Source organism: Paenibacillus sp. 23TSA30-6, from assembly GCF_014858585.1.
In the GTDB taxonomy this organism is placed as follows: domain Bacteria; phylum Bacillota; class Bacilli; order Paenibacillales; family Paenibacillaceae; genus Paenibacillus.
In genome coordinates this window covers 1-17,217 of the sequence record NZ_SLTL01000006.1, presented here as the reverse complement: position 1 = coordinate 17,217, position 17,217 = coordinate 1, and the positions used below count along the sequence as shown (strand labels likewise).

The 17,217-nt window shown below is 46.5% G+C and carries 15 protein-coding genes; 7 read left to right on the top strand and 8 right to left on the bottom strand.

The genetic code is table 11. The annotated features are described in order from the left end of the window. The first annotated feature begins 163 nt into the window (after window positions 1-163). From E0698_RS07035 to katA, 4 genes are all read left to right on the top strand, one after another. A complete protein-coding gene (locus tag E0698_RS07035; protein ID WP_192511083.1) occupies window positions 164-1,069 on the top strand; it encodes an NrtR DNA-binding winged helix domain-containing protein in 906 nt (301 codons plus the stop codon). A 46-nt stretch (window positions 1,070-1,115) separates the two neighbouring features. Further along, window positions 1,116-2,021, top strand: coding sequence for a TIGR02452 family protein (locus E0698_RS07030; protein WP_192511082.1), 906 nt, complete (start codon window positions 1,116-1,118; stop codon window positions 2,019-2,021). Window positions 2,022-2,083: 62 nt separating this feature from the next. Beyond that, window positions 2,084-2,686 carry an adenylyl-sulfate kinase gene (gene cysC, locus E0698_RS07025; RefSeq protein WP_192511081.1) on the top strand — a complete coding sequence of 201 codons (603 nt, stop codon included), beginning with the start codon at window positions 2,084-2,086 and terminating at the stop codon, window positions 2,684-2,686. Between the two features lie 197 nt (window positions 2,687-2,883). Continuing rightward, window positions 2,884-4,341 carry a catalase KatA gene (gene katA, locus E0698_RS07020; RefSeq protein ID WP_192511080.1) on the top strand — a complete coding sequence of 486 codons (1,458 nt, stop codon included), beginning with the start codon at window positions 2,884-2,886 and terminating at the stop codon, window positions 4,339-4,341. A 508-nt stretch (window positions 4,342-4,849) separates the two neighbouring features. Here katA and E0698_RS07015 read toward each other — a convergent pair. From E0698_RS07015 to E0698_RS06985, 7 genes are all read right to left on the bottom strand, one after another. Continuing rightward, window positions 4,850-6,160 (bottom strand): MATE family efflux transporter, encoded by a 1,311-nt coding sequence (locus E0698_RS07015; RefSeq protein WP_192511079.1) that lies wholly within the window; start codon window positions 6,158-6,160, stop codon window positions 4,850-4,852. Beyond that, window positions 6,127-6,969, bottom strand: a complete 843-nt coding sequence (locus E0698_RS07010) for an ABC transporter ATP-binding protein (protein ID WP_192511078.1) — start codon at window positions 6,967-6,969, stop codon at window positions 6,127-6,129. The genes E0698_RS07015 and E0698_RS07010 overlap by 34 nt, the downstream gene beginning before the upstream one ends. Further along, a complete protein-coding gene (locus E0698_RS07005) occupies window positions 6,962-7,798 on the bottom strand; it encodes an ABC transporter ATP-binding protein (RefSeq protein ID WP_192511077.1) in 837 nt (278 codons plus the stop codon). Before E0698_RS07005 ends, E0698_RS07010 begins: the two co-directional genes overlap by 8 nt. 7 nt (window positions 7,799-7,805) lie before the next feature. Then, on the bottom strand, window positions 7,806-8,660 hold the full coding sequence (gene nikC / locus E0698_RS07000) for a nickel transporter permease (protein WP_192511076.1): 855 nt from the start codon (window positions 8,658-8,660) through the stop codon (window positions 7,806-7,808). Beyond that, a complete protein-coding gene (gene nikB, locus E0698_RS06995) occupies window positions 8,657-9,601 on the bottom strand; it encodes a nickel ABC transporter permease (protein WP_192511075.1) in 945 nt (314 codons plus the stop codon). Before nikB ends, nikC begins: the two co-directional genes overlap by 4 nt. A gap of 1 nt (window position 9,602) precedes the next feature. Continuing rightward, window positions 9,603-11,120, bottom strand: coding sequence for a nickel ABC transporter substrate-binding protein (nikA, locus tag E0698_RS06990; RefSeq protein WP_192511074.1), 1,518 nt, complete (start codon window positions 11,118-11,120; stop codon window positions 9,603-9,605). 208 nt (window positions 11,121-11,328) lie between these two features. Then, complete coding sequence (locus tag E0698_RS06985) at window positions 11,329-12,792, bottom strand: DHA2 family efflux MFS transporter permease subunit (RefSeq protein WP_192511184.1); 1,464 nt, start codon at window positions 12,790-12,792, stop codon at window positions 11,329-11,331. Between the two features lie 139 nt (window positions 12,793-12,931). On the opposite strand from E0698_RS06985, the gene E0698_RS06980 reads away from it, so the two are divergent. Both E0698_RS06980 and E0698_RS06975 read left to right on the top strand, forming a co-directional pair. Further along, entirely contained in the window at window positions 12,932-13,501 is a 570-nt protein-coding gene (locus E0698_RS06980; RefSeq protein WP_192511073.1) for a TetR/AcrR family transcriptional regulator, read from the top strand. Window positions 13,502-13,684: 183 nt separating this feature from the next. After that, window positions 13,685-13,936 carry a YolD-like family protein gene (locus E0698_RS06975; RefSeq protein ID WP_192511072.1) on the top strand — a complete coding sequence of 84 codons (252 nt, stop codon included), beginning with the start codon at window positions 13,685-13,687 and terminating at the stop codon, window positions 13,934-13,936. A gap of 212 nt (window positions 13,937-14,148) precedes the next feature. On the opposite strand, the gene E0698_RS06970 is transcribed toward E0698_RS06975, so the two are convergent. Beyond that, entirely contained in the window at window positions 14,149-14,478 is a 330-nt protein-coding gene (locus E0698_RS06970) for a DUF3817 domain-containing protein (protein WP_134914689.1), read from the bottom strand. A gap of 538 nt (window positions 14,479-15,016) precedes the next feature. Between E0698_RS06970 and E0698_RS06965 the strand changes: the two genes are divergently transcribed. Then, on the top strand, window positions 15,017-17,038 hold the full coding sequence (locus E0698_RS06965) for an oxidoreductase (RefSeq protein ID WP_192511071.1): 2,022 nt from the start codon (window positions 15,017-15,019) through the stop codon (window positions 17,036-17,038). Window positions 17,039-17,217: the final 179 nt, after the last annotated feature.

The window sequence follows — 17,217 nt, the reverse complement described above, 5'->3', positions numbered from 1 at the left end:
TCATGAAGATGCTGTTGACGAAGCATGATTTATATATTACTCTATTGATATTAACATTTTGTTTTTATCAATTAGATAAAATAAAAAAATATTTAGATAGGCTGTTTTCGCTGCTTGATTTAGAAACAACTATTACCCAAATATAAACAGGTAGGTGACGCAAGTGACAGATATATCGAAGCACAATCATAACGGCTTGACGGAGGAACAATTTTTGACCGCATATGATGCCAATCAGTATGAGCGTCCATCGGTAACGGTGGATATGCTGCTTTTTACCGTGATGGATCAGCTCCAGCACAATTACCGCAAGCTGCCGGAGAAGACACTCCAGCTACTTCTGATCCAGAGGGGGGAGCATCCGTTTCTGGGACAGTGGGCGTTGCCAGGCGGCTTTGTAGGGATGGATGAAAGCCTGGAAGAGGCTGCACGACGTGAGCTTAAGACAGAAACGAATGTAGACCGGATTTATATGGAGCAGCTATATACGTGGGGAGATGTAGCACGTGATCCACGTACGCGGGTCATCAGCTGCGCTTACATGGCATTGGTAGACCACGATTCACTGGAGGTACAAGCCGGAGATGATGCTGCGGATGCCCAATGGTTTGAGTTGGACTACAATGTGGCTCAGGAGACGCGGACGAATCAGTCGGACGGTTACAGATGGGAACAAGACATTAACATTATATTGAAGCACGGGGATATTCACCTGTCAGCCAAAGTAAAAGTGACTGAAATTCTCAAGGGGAAAACCATTGAGGTCAAGCGAGAAGTGCTGAAATCCCAAGGAATTGCTTTTGACCATGCCAAAATTATTGTGTACGGAATTGAGCGTTTGCGCAGCAAAATAGAATATACAGATATCGCTTTCCACCTGATGCCAGCCCTGTTTACATTGAGCGAGCTTCAACAGGTATATGAAATTATTCTGGGTAAGGAGCTGTTGGCCGCAGCCTTCCGTCGCAAAATAGCCGAACTCGTGGAAGAGACGAATGAATATAGAAAGGCGGCCGGACATCGTCCGTCCAAGTTATACCGATTCAAGCCCCGGTCGCGTTTTATGTAGCATGAAGTAATATGAAATGAGGAATTAACGTGGAAAAGTTTACATTTTGAAACATACCATGGACACCCGGAGCAACCGGGATATTCGATCACATATGGCGCAGGAAACGCTATCTATTTTGGAGAATGGATATTATACGAATACCAAACAGGCACAATTGAATATTGCACAAGAGGTAAGCAATGCCATCACAGGCTCGAAACTATATGCACCGTCCCAGCTTGTGGCTGTAAAACAAGAGGCGGAGGAAAAGATTCTTCTATCAAAAGGCGCATTAGAGTCTTCTCGGCTGACGCAACAGACGATTCATGAGAAGATGGAAGTTACGGGAGAAAGCACATTGGAGGCGGCGTATAGGCTCCAGGTTTCGGAGAAGCTGGAGCACGTGGCGTGTCTGAATTTTGCATCAGCCAAAAATCCGGGAGGCGGATTTCTCGGAGGAAGTCAGGCACAGGAGGAAAGCTTGGCTCGTTCGTCAGCATTGTATCCCTGTATTTCACAAATGGAAGAGATGTACCAGCACAACCGGAAGCTGCGGAGCTGTTTTTATTCGGATTATATGATTTATTCGCCTGATGTTCCGGTGTTCCGGGATGATCAGGGAATGCTGCTGGAGAAGCCGTACCAAGTCGCTTTCCTGACCGCACCTGCTGTTAATGTTGGAGTCGTGCGAGAACGGGAGCCAGAGCAGGTAAATCGGATTGGCGAAGTGATGCTGGAGCGAATCCGTTACATACTCAGTTTGGCTGCGCAAAACGGGGTAGAGCATCTTGTGCTGGGAGCCTATGGCTGTGGGGTATTCCGCAATAAGCCGGAAGAGGTTGCCGTCTGGTTCAAGCAAGTGCTTGTAGATGAAGGATATGGATTGTTGTTTGACCGGATTGTTTTTGCGGTGCTGGATCATACAGCAGGACAGCGTACCTTGAACGCCTTTAAATACGGCCTTTCCTAAAGCTGGGGGACGTGTTTCAAAAACCATATACAGTGATAAGTTATAAAAAAGGAGAGTGCTGAATGAATCCAAATGAGAACGTCACCTGGCATGCGTCAGACGTTGACAAGCAAGCGCGCCAGCTTCTGAATGGACATAAAAGCCCGGTACTTTGGTTTACGGGGCTGTCTGGCTCGGGAAAATCAACGGTATCCTCCACACTGGAAAAAGCACTATTTGCACGAGGCATACACACGTTTATTTTGGATGGGGATAATGTTCGGCATGGTTTAAATCGCAATCTGGGTTTCCTGCCCGCTGACCGCAAAGAAAACATCCGTCGTATTGCTGAAGTAGCGAAGCTGATGTCACATGCGGGGGTGTTGACGATTTGCGCTACGATCTCTCCTTATCGTGAGGATCGTGAAATGGTAAAGGATATCTTGCAGCAGGAAGGCTGTTATGAAATTTATATCCAGTGCAGTCTGGAGGAATGCGAGCGACGTGATCCCAAAGGCATGTACAAGAAGGCAAGAGCCGGAGAAATACGCCATTTTACCGGTATTGATGCGCCTTATGAAGCACCTTTGGAGCCTGAACTCATCGTATTCACTGAAGGCCGGGAGATTACCCAGTCGGTTCAGGATATACTGGATTTTCTCGACAGAGAGCAGCTGCTGCTCTAATCTTCGTCAAACCTTTTTCAAATCTTCCTGAAATCTTCATTATCTAAAATGGAATTCATGTTTAAATAGAATAGACCTCTCGATCTTGAAGCCGTCTGAATTTCCCCCTGGTTTTTTCAGATATTCGGCACCAGAGGCGGGAGGTTTTTTGATTACAGCATATATCCAACCAATTCATTCAAGAGGTGATTTCAATGATGAGTAAACAACCAACCAACCTGACTACCAGCTGGGGCGCTCCTGTCGGTGATAATCAAAATTCCATAACGGCTGGATCACGCGGGCCTACATTGATTCAGGATGTGCATCTGCTGGAAAAGCTCGCGCATTTTAACCGGGAACGTGTGCCGGAGCGCGTGGTTCATGCCAAGGGCGCAGGGGCGCACGGATATTTTGAAGTCACTAATGATTTATCTGCCTATACAAAAGCAAGCTTTTTATCTGAGGTGGGCAAGCGCACACCGATGTTTATCCGTTTTTCTACGGTTGCCGGTGAGCAAGGCTCATCCGATACGGTACGCGACCCGCGTGGTTTTGCGGTGAAGTTTTATACGGAGGAAGGCAACTACGATCTTGTAGGCAACAACACACCTGTATTTTTCATCCGGGACGCTATCAAATTTCCGGACTTTATTCATACGCAAAAACGTCACCCCCAGACTCATCTGAAAAACCCTAATGCCGTTTGGGATTTCTGGTCCTTATCTCCTGAATCGCTGCATCAAGTAAGCATTCTGATGTCCGATCGCGGCATTCCCGCTACACTCAGACATATGCATGGATTCGGTAGCCACACATTCAAGTGGGTCAATGCCGAAGGGCAGGCGGTATGGGTGAAATATCATTTTAAAACAGAGCAAGGCGTACAAAATCTCGATGTAGAACTGGCTGCCAAAATTGCCGGTGAAAACCCAGATTATCATACCGAAGATCTGTTTAATGCCATCGACAAGGGCGACTTCCCTGCATGGAAGCTTCATGTACAAATTATGCCTGTGGAGGATGCGGACACATACCGCTTTGATCCATTTGATGTGACGAAGGTATGGTCGCAAAAGGATTACCCGCTGATCGAAGTGGGACGCATGGTGCTGGATCGCAATCCCGAGAACTATTTTGCAGAAGTAGAGCAGGCAACGTTCTCTCCGGGTTCGTTCGTTCCAGGTATTGAAGCATCTCCGGATAAAATGCTGCAAGGACGCCTGTTTGCCTATGGAGACGCACATCGCTACCGTGTAGGCGCAAATCACAATTCGTTGCCGATCAACCGTCCACATGCGGAAGTACACAACTATCAACGTGATGGTGCATTGCGCAGTGACGACAATGGCGGCGGATCGGTCTATTACGAGCCCAACAGCCTCAGTGGACCCAAAGAGTCACCAGCACACAACATCGTTCCTTTTGAAGTATCAGGTGAAGCTCAAAGTGTAGCTTATGACCATCATGACCATTACACTCAACCGGGTGACCTGTACCGTCTGCTCAGCGAAGAAGAGCGTGCGCGTCTGGTACAAAACATCGTGGGTGCGATGAAGCCAGTGGAAAGTGATGAAATCAAGCTGCGTCAGATTGGACATTTCTATAAGGCTGATCCTGATTACGGTCGCCGTGTAGCCGAAGGCTTGGGCTTGACTGTTCCGCAAGGCGAATAGAAGTGTCTGCAACTCCCAAACACAAATTCCCTTAATAAACATAAATAGGATGTCTCAACGCCACGTACATGGTATGGGACATCCTTTGCTTTTGAGTACGTTGTAAAGCAGGTGTTTGTGGTGGACGCTCCGCGAACGGAACGTTGCTCCAATCGCTGTTGTCTCCAGATTTATTGAATCACACTAAGCGGTGTAAATCTGGAGACAAAGGCGACCGCTACCGCTTTTCCGTAATCGTTCCGTCCTCTCCGCTGCTTTTAGGTGTGCCAATCTTACAAACCGAAGGAAAAATTCTAAAACTAGAAAAGCCGCAAGCCTCCAATAATCCGAGGTTTTGCGGCTTATTTTTGTGTGTTTTGGTGTTTAAAAATATAATGATGTAAACAGCATAGAGCAAGCGGAGAGGACGGAATCGTTCTGTAGAAGCGTCAGCGATCGTAAGAATGATCCGTCCGCGTAGCTGTTATAGAAGCGCACGCATTAACACGTTCGTCAGCACTATAAGCTGCTATATCCTATGCAACCGAGGCAAGTAGATCATAAGAAACAGTGACCGTCCTAATGCAAACACGATAAAGGACAGCCAAAGTCCATGATTCCCATAATGAGGAACGCACCAGAAGAGAGCGATCAAAAAGCAGACCAATGAAATCATCATAGAATTACGGATGGGGTACGTTACCAACATCCCCGTAAACACACCGTAGAATACCAGTCCCAGTCCGGCAGCTAGCGGAAAGGCCACAAGCCAGCCATTGTAAGGGCCTGTAAGGCTAATCACTGTAGCATTATCCGTAAACAGTGAGATAAGCGGCTCTTTCAGTGCCAAATACAATCCTCCCGTCACTACGCTGGTAACCAGCGTCCAGAACCAGGACAAGTGGATAACTCTTTGGAGCATTTTCCGATCTCGGGCACCACGGGCCTGCCCCGTCATGATGCTGCTGGCGTTAGCAAACCCGTCAAAAAAGTAAGCTATAATGTAGTGGATCTGCAACAAAATAGCGTTCGCTGCCAACTGATCGGTTCCAAAGCTCGCACTGCGCGCCGTAAACAGATTAAACATCGTCAGCAGACAGGCTGTACGAATCATGAGATCAAGGTTCGTCGCCATGACACTTTTCAACTCTGAGACTCCAAACCATCCTCGCCAATTCATCGGCCCGCTTCGCTTCCATTCTCTCCAAATCGATGAACGGAACACCAGCACAAGACCAAATACACATGCAAGAACTTCCGCAATCAGAGTAGCGCTTGCCACACCAGTGACATTCCAATGCATGATTTGTGTGAATACAATAGCCAATACCATATTGATTACATTCATCGAAATTTGCAAAAACAATGTCGCCTTCACGCGGGACAAACCCATCAACCAGCCGAGCAGCACATAGTTCACCAGTGTAAGAGGGGCTCCCCAAATACGAATGTTAAAATAAATCGCTGCCTGCGCCGCCACATCCTGAGCAGGATGTATTAACTGTAGAGAAGCTAGCAGGATCGGCTTTTGCAACACAATGAATGCCGCACCGATGAGTAAAGCAATGGCCAGTGGGCGCATGAGAGCGGCTATGCTCTGGCCGTTATTTTGTGCCCCCGCGGCTTGTGCCGTGAAAGCTGATGTGCTGACTCGCAGAAAGCCAAACAGCCAATATAAAGTATTGAAAATGAGAGTACCCACTGCTACACCGCCTAAATATGCAGAATAGCTCAAATGACCGATTACTGCTGTATCCACCGCACCGAGCAGCGGGGTTGTAATCGTCGAAATAATTAAAGGGATAGCTAAAGCAAGATAGGCTCGGTGGGAAGGCAACATGTTGAAAAAACCTCCAGTAACGATTGTGTATAGGGATGGCGATCCGAATGAAATAATGCTTCTTTGGAAAAATGCTCAAGCACACTGCCATCTTTCATGACCATGATTCGATCACTCATAAAGTGCACAGCCGCCAGATCATGGGATATAAACAGATAAGCCAGCCCAAGCTCATCCTGTAAATCCTTGAGCAGATTCAAAACGGTGGCTTGTGTGGTCACATCCAAACTTGCTGTTGGCTCGTCCAATACGATAAAATCCGGCTCTGTGCTGATGGCGCGCGCGATGGTTACACGCTGCTTTTCCCCACCGCTGAGCTGATGTGGAAACTTATCCAGATAGCTGGCTGGAAGCTTTACCATACCAAGCAGATGTTCTGCTATATCCCGACGTCCTGAGGGCATACCCGCCATAAAGGAAGGAACATAGTACTTGAGCTGGTCCAGTGGTTCCATCAGTGATTGCAGGATGGTTAGTCTGGGGTTCATAGCCGCAGCAGGATGCTGAAATACCGCACCCAGCCTGCTGCGAATCCGTTTTAATTCGCTCCGCTTTAACCCCCGGAAAGACTGTCCATCCAGTCTAAGCTCACCTTGATCAAACGGGTCCAATGTCAAAATACAGCGAGCGAGTGTGCTTTTCCCACTGCCACTTTCTCCGACGACGCCCAGACATTCTCTGGGTGAGATCGACAGTGCAACATCTTGTAGCACTGTTTTGCCTCCCGCGTAAGCCTTCGTCAAACCAGAGACGGTAACGACAGGATTAGACGTGTCTTGCCGCTGAGCGCAGGTGGCTTGATCATTCATGTAAAGCGCTCCTTTCCGATGCGATCTGTTCTTCGGTGCTGTTGTATGGCAAACGTGCTGGAGCGCCCGGAGCCAGCGGCGGAATAGCCGCCAGTAGGCGACGTGTATACGTGTGGGCCGGATGATTCAGCACCGCTTGCGTTTCGCCAGTTTCAACCAGTGAACCTGCACGCATCACTGCGATTCGATCCGCATACTTGCGTACATGCCGCAGGTCGTGAGTGATCCACAAGACGGAAATACCTGTTTCCGTCCGGATTTGGTCAATGAGCTGGAGCACCCGATGAGCTGTGAGCGTATCCAGCGCGGTTGTTGGCTCGTCCGCAATGAGCAACTTTGGCTCCAGCAGCAGTGCAGCCGCAATAGCCGCCCGTTGCAATTGACCGCCGCTGAGCTGGAACGGATAGCTGCGGTACACACGCTCGGCGGGAAGCTGTACGCGCTCCAGCACCTCGATACAGCGCTGCTTACGCGCCTTGCGATCTTGTTTGCCGTGAGCGCGCATCAGCTCGTCCAGTTGGCTGCCCACACGTAAAAAGGGGGTGAAGGCCCCGTGATAGTCTTGAAAAATGTAAGATATTTCACTACCAAGCAAGGAACGTCTTTGTTTAGCGGATAGGGCTAGCAAATTATTGTCCTTCCACGCAATGATTCCTTCCGCTTTAACAGAAGAGGGGAGCAGGCCACCAATAGCGAACGCAGTCATGCTTTTGCCGCTACCGCTTTCGCCGGCAAGTGCAAACCATTCCCCCTGACGAACGGCAAGTCCCAGTTGCTCTACAATTATTTTTGCTTTTGATCGAATTGTCAAGCCTTCAATAGTCAGCATGTGCTGTTCACTCCTCCGTCCGGGTTTTAACATCATAACGGTCGCGCAGCTTGTCTCCAAGCACGTTCGCCAGTAGCACTGTTAGCACGACAGCTATCCCGGGAACCAGCATTAGATGGGGAGCCATTTGAAAATACACTCGTCCTTCATTCAGCATGGTGCCCCATTCGGGTATTGGCGGCTGTGGACCTAAGCCCAAAAAGGATAGGGAGGCAATCATTAAAATGATTTTGCCAATATCCAGCGTAGCCAGTACCAAAACATTCCCAATTGCATGGGGGAGAATATGCCGCATGACAATCCGCAGGGAGGAGGTACCCGCCAGTATGGATAACGAAATGTAATCCTTTTGCTTTTCAGCCAGAACGGTACTGCGCACCAGCCGTGCATAACCAACCCATTTTACCGCAGTCACCGCGAAAATAAGATTCACTAAGCCTGGTCCGAGCAAGCCGCTCAGTACAATGGCAAAAATATAATCAGGTAATGTCATGAAGGCATCGACCACCCGTTTGAATACACGATCCATCCAGCCTCCAATAAATCCTGAAAGCAGACCAAGAGGAACCCCGACAACCAGTGAAACGGCCAAAATCAACAAACCGGTTCCGACAGTCGTCTGAACTCCTGCTATCACTCTCGATAACACATCTCTTCCCAAATGATCGGTTCCCAGCCAGTGCGTAGCGCTGATCGGTTGAAGCCGATTCCCCATCTGGATACGATACGGATCTTGCGGAGCAAGGAACGGAACGACTGTAATTGCTGCAAGAATGAGCAGGATGGAGAGCGACACGATCCATGCTTTGGACAATCGTGTCCTGGTGAGCCGCCTGTTTTCCGCATGTACGGATTTTATCATGATAAACGTTTCTCCTTCAAAGCGATTTCAGGATTGACCCAACGGTAGGACAGCTCTACCAAGATATTAATACATACAATGAACATGGCCATAAATACGGTATAGCCCTGAATAATGGGGTAATCTCTCGCGGCAATAGCATCTACAATCCATTTGCCCAGCCCCGGATAGGCGAATAGCACTTCAATCACGACCGTGCCTCCCAGTAGGCTGCCTATACTCTCACTGAATACCGTTATGAGTGGAACAAGACTGTGACGGAACATGTGTCTGAAAAAAATGCGAACTGGGCTGATTCCACGGGCTTGTGCCGCTTTGATAAAATCTTGCCCCGAGCTTTCAATCAGACTTGCGCGGATCATTCGTACATAGACGGCCGCCATTGCCAATCCCAAGGTAAGGGAAGGGAGTACCAAATGAAAAACGGTTCCTTCACCCATAGACGGCAAAATGCGCAATTTAACCGCAAACCACTCGATAAACAAAAGCCCCAGCCAAAAACTAGGAATCGAGGAACCGATTAAGGCAAACACACGACTTGCACTGTCAATCCAGCGATTACGGTACAGCGCAGCCATCGTTCCCAACGGGAGAGCTATCAGCAGCATAATGAACAGAGAGCCTCCGGTCAGCAGAAGTGTATAAGGCAGTTTTTCCATAAACTCTGTAAATACCGGACGATGGGTTAAATAAGATTGTCCAAAATCAAACTGAAGCAACTGAACCAGCCACTTACCATATTGCACAGGTAATGGCTGATCCAGCCCCAGTTGGCTGCGCATATCTGCAATTTGCTGATTGGACACTGCTACATCATCTACTCGGAGAATGCTCCGGACGGGATCGCCCGGAACAAGCTTAAGCAGACAGAAGCTCACAAAGGAAAGAATAAGAAAGAACAATACAAGTTCAAGAAACTTTTTGGCGATGGATTTGAGCATGCTAGTTCACATCCAGGTCCTGGGTCAGCAGGTAGTATTCACTTTGGCTTGTTACCCAGTTAAGTACGTAATTGCGATAGGCCACTACGTTGTTGGGATGGACCAGAAAGGATTGCAGATTTTCTTGGTCAATCAGCGTGACAGCCTCCAGCGCCAGCTTGTTGCGTTGTTCCTCATTCACGGTTGTGTTCAGTTGTGTAATCATAGCCTCCAGTTCTGGTACACGCACACGCCCGTAATTCAATGCTCCCTCAGGCATGTAAGCCGCGTTCAGAAAATAGCTTGCATCACCGCGCGGGGCTGTAATGCTACTGTAAGTCGCTAAATCCCAATCCTGATGAGCGGCAAGATATTCGTCAATATTATCAACCTGACGGATATCAATCGTAATGCCGAGCTCCTTAGCGTTAGCCTGAATCAGTTGTGAAATGAGTGGAAGCTCCGCTCTCGACTGGTAAGTTAACAATGTGAGATGAAGTGGCTTGCCGTCGGGGTTCGTAACTTTTCCGTTCTGCACCGTATATCCAGCTTGCTTGAAGCCTTCTCGTGTGGCATTCAAATCAAACTTTCTCGTAATATATTTCGGTGAAAAAGGAAAGTCCGACAAGAACGGGCCTTGAGCAGGGGTTCCCTGACCGGACATGATACCGTTGGCAATCTCATCCCGATGGATCAGGTTATCGAATGCTTTACGCACAGGCGTCTTTTTCAGATCAGTATTGTTCATATTGTAAATAAGTTGATGCGTCCGCAGACTAGGAAGCGAATCAACCTTAACGGTGGAATCAGCTTTCAGCAGCTCCAGACTTTCAATTGGCGGACGATACACAATATCGGCAGTTTTGGCCTGAAAAGCAAGCTGACGTGCATTGGCGTCTTCGTTAAACATGAACTTTGCATGCTTCAACTTTACTTCACCGTTCCAATATTGATCATTGCGATCCAAATTCAGTTCACTTCCGGCACGGAAACTGACAACCTTGAACGGTCCCGTTCCCGATGGGAAGTCACCTGTAGCTGTGGTGTCTATAATAGCGGTATTCGGATGAACCAGCTCAGATACAAATTCGGGGAAAGGCTTGTCTGTCGTAATACTCAAAATCTGTCCGTCTGCATGAATATCACGGATATGCAGCGCATTTTTGAGCGATGGATTGAGCTTCTGTGCTCTTTCCAAGGATGCTTTGACAGCAGCGGCATCGACGGCTTTACCGCTATGGAAATTCACGCCCGGTCGGATGTTGAAGGTCCAGTGCTGTCCGTCCTTGCTGTTCCATTTCTCTGCAAGCCAAGCTTCCAGCTTGAGATCCTTGTTCACTTTGATCAGTGTTTCACTTACTCCAGCCCGAACGGCTGTGTAATTTACATCCGCATGAGGATCTATAGAAGGGCTTTGCACATTGAACAATAAGGTCACACTTTTATCTTGTGGTGCAGCCGATGGAGATGAAGCGCATGCTGCCATTATCACCACCATTACCGCAGGTATAAATAGTTTAAAATACGTTCGCTTAAACAACAGGGAATCCTCCTTAATAGTAATCGTAATTTTTACACTTTACTTCATGAATCATATCGTAACCAAATGGGGGAGCTTTGTAAATATGTAATTGTATGAATATGTATATAGAGTTATAAGAAAAAGGCTGCTTAACCAAGAGTGAGTTGGTTAGCAGCCTTTAAGTTTTTTAAGATATTTTTAGTTTGAGATATAAAGAATTTATTAATTAATGCATGGGAGCTTGAGCAGCCCCTTTTTCTACATGAACTCTGCGAATGAAGAACGCAAGAATTAATCCAATTACACTGACAATCATGGCAAAGAAGAAAGAATTCTGTGATCCAAACGCCATAGCATTCGCCAATTCTTCTACAGATTTCGGCATACTGGATTGACTCAAATAGCTTTCCATGCCCTTGGAGAGAATGCTAACCGCCACGGCTGTACCGATTGCACCAGCAACTTGCTGGAGCGTACTCATAATAGCTGTACCGTCCGGGTACAGATCCATCGGCAACTGATTCAGACCGTTCGTCTGAGCAGGCATCATGATCATGGAAATACCGATCATCAGGCAGCTATGCAGCACAATAATGAGTACGATAGCTGATGTCGTCGTAATGCCGGATAGGAAAAACAAGACAGCGGCAACGATCACAAGTCCCGGAATAACGAGCCATTTTGGACCGAATTTATCGAACAGGGAGCCCATGATGGGTGACAACAGACCGTTGATAATTCCGCCGGGCAGAAGCACCAATCCTGCAGACAGCGCGGACAGGGCCAGCCCTTTTTGCAAAAAGAGCGGGAGAATCAGCATTGTAGAAAGGATCGTCATCATACACAGGAAGACCATCACAACGCCGATAACAAACATCGGATATTTAAAGACGCGCAAATTCAACATAGGCTGCTTCATTTTTAACTGGCGTACAGAGAACAGAATCAAAGATACCAATCCGATGATCAGAGGGAGCAAAACAACCGGGCTAGCCCAGCCTTCGCCGCCTTCTCCTGATTTACTGAAACCGAACACAACGCCACCGAAGCCAATAGAAGACAGCAGAATAGATAAAACGTCAATTTTCGGTTTTGTAATCTCTGAAACATTCTGCATAAACAAGATACCGCAAATCAGCGAAAGAATCAGAAACGGAAGGGAGATCCAGAAAATCCAGTGCCAGGACAGATTTTGCAGCACCAGACCCGCAATCGTAGGTCCAACCGCAGGAGCAAACATAATAACCAATCCGATGATCCCCATAGCTGCGCCTCTCTTTTCAGCCGGGAAAATGATCAAAATGGTGTTAAACATCAACGGCAATAAGAGCGCCGTACCGACGGCTTGAAGAATGCGAGCGATCAATAACACCGTAAAGCTTGGTGCTAACGCAGCAACGAGACAACCCGCAATAGAGAACAGCAGTGATGTGACGAAAAGCTGTCTTGTCGTAAAGGTTTGAAGCAGCAAGCCCGATACAGGTACCAAAATACCGAGTGTCAGCAGAAAGGCCGTGGTTAGCCATTGGGCTGTTGCTGTTGTAATGTGCAAAATCTGCATCAAATCATTCAGCGCAATGTTCAACGCCGTTTCACTGAACATTCCGATAAAGCCGCTAAGCAGCAGGGCAATCATAATAGGCAGTACCTTGAACGTCTTGGGATCAGACGGAGGGCTTGTTTGACTCATTGTACTCATGTTGTTTTTGTTCCTCCAATAAAATTGATGGGTATTGAATTATAGTGATCGGTCTATATATAATAAACGTGAAGTTATTTTTTTGTCAAAATAAAAATTGTAAATATTATATTAATGAAGGATGCTGTATATGGCTGCTAAACCCGAATCATATGAAAATATTGTACAAACCGCTTCGAAGCTCTTTTTTCATCAGGGCTACCACGCTACCGGACTCAATCAGATTCTTGCGGAGAGTGGCTCACCGAAAGGCTCGCTTTATTATTATTTTCCGCGTGGCAAAGAGGAATTGGCTTTGGAATGCATCAGAAGAGGGAATGAGTTTATTAAGCAAAAGTTGAAAGAAACGCTATCAGGGAAAGAGGACCCTGTGCTCGCCATACAGGATTTCATCCGCAATACAGCTGAGGAAGCGGACCAAACGAACTTTAATGGCTTTATGCCTATGGGATTTTGGGCTGCTGCGGAAACTTCCTGCATCAGCGAATCGTTGCGGCGTGCCTGCGTGAATACGTTTACAGATTGGCAACATATCTATATGGAACGTCTTCAGACAGCGGGATGGACAGAGGAAAAGGCACATAGTCTGGCGGTACTTATTATTTCCATGCTGGAAGGCGCCTTAATTCTGGCCCTTACTCAGCAGAGCAGCGCACCTATTTATAATATAGCGAATTACATTCCACAGCTGATCAAATAAAAAAGGATATGGAATTGCTCCCTGGCTGACCAGCTTTGAGAACCGATTTTCTTGTTCGTGAGAAAATCGGTTCTTTTTTATACGCAAGTGACACGATTTAACTCAGATTCCCAGCACCAAATGATGAAAAGTATGGTAAAATAGAATGAATTTGATTTTGCAGTAAAGGAAGGGTGAAAGCAAGTGGCAAAGGCGAAGGTGGCCAAACGGCCTACCCGGGATGAATTTGTGCTGGAGGAAATCGGGAACCAGCTTGCAGAAGCACAGCAAGAGCAATCCGAAGTCGTGTTGACCGTATGGGGACGTCAAGAACCAACCCGCGGGCAGATCGTTAAAATGGACCCGAGAACGGGCAGGGTTCATGTAGAGAGTAATGGTGAAACGGACAAAGTTCCTTTTATGGACATTATGAGTGTAAATTACCCAAGAGATTAGTGGAGGATTTGTCTATAAGATTACATAATATAAAGGAATGAAATCATGACAAAGTGGGGCGCCCCTTTTTCAATCTCCGTCAGATGACTATTACGAAAGCTTGGAGAATTTCGGAAAATAACATTTTACAATACCAAATAAAAACACGGCTTTCCAAGGTTACAGAGGCCCCGGAAAGCCGTGTTTTTACGTAAAATTATTTTTGTATGTGCCTATGTAGCTTTAACAGGAGTAGCATGATCCATACGCGCTTCCGCCTTCTTCAGCACCTTACGGTCAAAGATGAAAGGACCGAACGGCAGCAGCGAGGCAATCAAAGCTATAAGCCCTTGTAATACCGTCAATTTGCGAAAAATCAACATGGCTACAATTGCAACTACATAAGCCACGAACAGTACCCCATGGATCATCCCCACCCAGCTTACCATTTGCGGCATCCCGGCTGCGTATTTAAGCGGCATAGCGATACATACAAGCAACAGATATGAAATCGCTTCAATATTACCAATGACGCCAAACGTCTTAAAAGCATTTTTAAACATGAATAAACCTCCCTATTTCTTATTCCTATTACTTAAAATTTAATATAGCCTATAAAACGCTTTGGTTAAACGGTAGAAAGTTACGATATATCGAATATTTACAGCTTTTTCTTCGTTTTAGAGGATAATACCCCAAAGATATGTCTGGATTTTCACATTTACATGAATGGAATTAAAGCTTAGACTGGGCTGCTGGACAGATACGAGAGTGAAGGATGGATAGAGCGTGTACGCTTCGGATTCAAAATAACGGATAAGCAGGTAGGTAATGGGATATAAGCATGATTTTTGTTTACACAAAAGAGACAGTTCTTACAAGCTTGTTCCTTTTCTAACTCAATCTATAGATTGAAACTATGATTCGATGCATAAAATAGCATTAGAATTTATAGATCAGATGATATAAAATCAAGTCATAAGGAATGATCGTACTAACAAACATTCGATATTCCTAAAAGTGAAAAAAATCACATATGAGAATGTTTTACTAAAATTTAAAATGAACATGAAATCTGCAAACTCGCAAGGAGGAAGAACAATGAACCACTATCCTGCTATTTTTGAACCTCTGACCATACGACGCATGACCTTGAAAAACCGGGTTGTTATGCCCCCGATGGGAACTAACTTTGCTGCCATGGACGGAAGCTTTGTTCAGGATCATATTGACTATTACGTGCAACGGGCCAAAGGTGGTACTGGTCTGATAACAGTAGAAAATGTTTGTTTGGATTTCCCAATGGGTACGAACGGAACAACCCAGCTGCGTATGGATAACGATCAGTTTATTCCCGGACTGTTTAGACTAACAGAAGCCCTGCACTCCTATGGAGCTTGCGTCTCTGTCCAAATTAACCATGCGGGTGCTTCGGCCTATGCTGGACGATTGAATGGAGTTCAACCCGTATCTTCTTCGAATATTCCTTCTAAAAAGGGTGGAGCGATTCCAAGACCTTTGCAAAAAGAAGAAATTTACGCCATTGTGCGCAAATACGGAGAAGCAGCAGGAAGAGCGCAACGGGCCGGCTTTGACTGTGTGGAAATTCATGCAGGTCATTCCTACTTGCTGAGTCAGTTTCTTTCGCCGATGTATAATAAACGTACGGATGAATTTGGCGGCAGCGCAGAAAACCGTACCCGTTTTACCAGATTAGTCATTGATGAAATTCGTTCCGTGGTGGGCCCATTCTTTCCTATTTGCTTACGTTTTAGTGCGGAAGAGTTCACAGAAGGTGGGAACACACTGGAGGATACACTGGAGTTACTGGAGTATCTTAATGATGAGGTAGATATTCTGAACGTTTCTGCTGCTCTGAATGATTCCATTCAGTTCCAGATTGATGGGATGAACCTGCCGGATGGTTGGCGCTCTTATATGGCCAAAGCGGTAAAAGAAAAATTCGGAAAGGTCACGATGACCTCAGGTAATATTCGGAGCCCACAAGCTGCGCAGGATATTTTGGAGAGAGGTGACGCCGATCTTCTGGCTATGGGCAGAGGCTTGATTGCAGAACCGAACTGGGTGCTTAAAGTGCAGAACGGCTACGAGCATTTGCTTAGAAAATGCATTTCCTGCAACATCGGCTGTGCCGATCATCGCATTTCCAAGAGCAAACCGATTTGCTGTACTGTAAATCCTGACCTGTTCAAGGAAGCTGAATACCGGAAACAACGCGTTAGGAATAACGTCCAAGTTGTTGTTATTGGTGGGGGGACCGCTGGGATGGAAGCAGCATGTACGGCAGCCGAAGTAGGCTGCAAAGTAACCCTCTTTGAAGAAAAAGCAGAACTGGGTGGCTTGGCTCGTGATATTGCCCGCTTGCCGGACAAAACGCGTATCAATGATTTCCCAGATTATCTGATTCAACGCACCAAACAACTGACCAATCTGGATATTATCACAGGAACCCAAGCAGATCTGGCGATGATTACTGCTTTGAATCCTGATATTATTGTCAATGCAACGGGGGCCACACCACTGCTTCCACCAATTGCAGGTCTGCATGCTCAACTGGGCAAACCGGGCACAAAAGTATTCTCTATCTTTGATCTTTTGCACAACATGGAGAACTTCCAGGAGTTTGAAGGCAAACGCATTGCTGTAGTCGGTGGCGGAGCCGTGGGATTGGACGTTGTCGAATATTACGCAGAGCGTGGCGCTCAAGAAGTTTCCATTATTGAGATGATGCCCTTACTGGGCAAAGATCTGGATATGATTACCCGGATTTCCATGATGAAAATGGTGGAAGAGCGGGAAGTGAACGTTCATACGGAAACTGCTTTGACAGAAGTGTGCAGCGACCGTTTCAAAGTAAAACACGGAGAACAGGAGTTTGAGATTCCTTTTGACCTCGGTTTCGTATGCTTGGGTATGCGTTCATTCAGTCCGCTTATGGACAGCTTGCTCGAATATGGTAAGGAACATCAAGTAGAAGTCGTTAATATCGGGGATAGCAAACAAGCTCGTCGTATTATTGATGGCACCCGTGAAGGCCGGAATATTCTGAAAACCATTCAGCGGGTAGACGAATTTAAAAATGAGTTTTCTTATTCTTACTAATCTGGCGGTACAAAGTGATGGGTATTCACTATGACAGCTCATTTAATTTTAAGGTTGAAGAGACAGCATTGTCTTTTCAGCCTTTTTTATTTGGCATTTATCCTAGTACCTTGGCCGAATCAAATTTCAGGATAGAGGTGCTTTAATTTCCCTCTCGCTTGCTCAGTTGTAAATTGCCA

Excerpts from the sequence above, each read along its gene's own strand:
- cysC (WP_192511081.1), top strand. The coding sequence starts at position 2,084 with ATGAATCCAAATGAGAACGTCACCTGGCATGCGTCAGACGTTGACAAG.
- katA (WP_192511080.1), top strand. The coding sequence starts at position 2,884 with ATGAGTAAACAACCAACCAACCTGACTACCAGCTGGGGCGCTCCTGTC.
- E0698_RS07015 (WP_192511079.1), bottom strand. The coding sequence starts at position 6,160 with ATGTTGCCTTCCCACCGAGCCTATCTTGCTTTAGCTATCCCTTTAATT.
- E0698_RS07010 (WP_192511078.1), bottom strand. The coding sequence starts at position 6,969 with ATGAATGATCAAGCCACCTGCGCTCAGCGGCAAGACACGTCTAATCCT.
- E0698_RS07005 (WP_192511077.1), bottom strand. The coding sequence starts at position 7,798 with ATGCTGACTATTGAAGGCTTGACAATTCGATCAAAAGCAAAAATAATT.
- nikC (WP_192511076.1), bottom strand. The coding sequence starts at position 8,660 with ATGATAAAATCCGTACATGCGGAAAACAGGCGGCTCACCAGGACACGA.
- nikB (WP_192511075.1), bottom strand. The coding sequence starts at position 9,601 with ATGCTCAAATCCATCGCCAAAAAGTTTCTTGAACTTGTATTGTTCTTT.
- E0698_RS06985 (WP_192511184.1), bottom strand. The coding sequence starts at position 12,792 with ATGAGTCAAACAAGCCCTCCGTCTGATCCCAAGACGTTCAAGGTACTG.
- E0698_RS06980 (WP_192511073.1), top strand. The coding sequence starts at position 12,932 with ATGGCTGCTAAACCCGAATCATATGAAAATATTGTACAAACCGCTTCG.
- E0698_RS06970 (WP_134914689.1), bottom strand. The coding sequence starts at position 14,478 with ATGTTTAAAAATGCTTTTAAGACGTTTGGCGTCATTGGTAATATTGAA.
- E0698_RS06965 (WP_192511071.1), top strand. The coding sequence starts at position 15,017 with ATGAACCACTATCCTGCTATTTTTGAACCTCTGACCATACGACGCATG.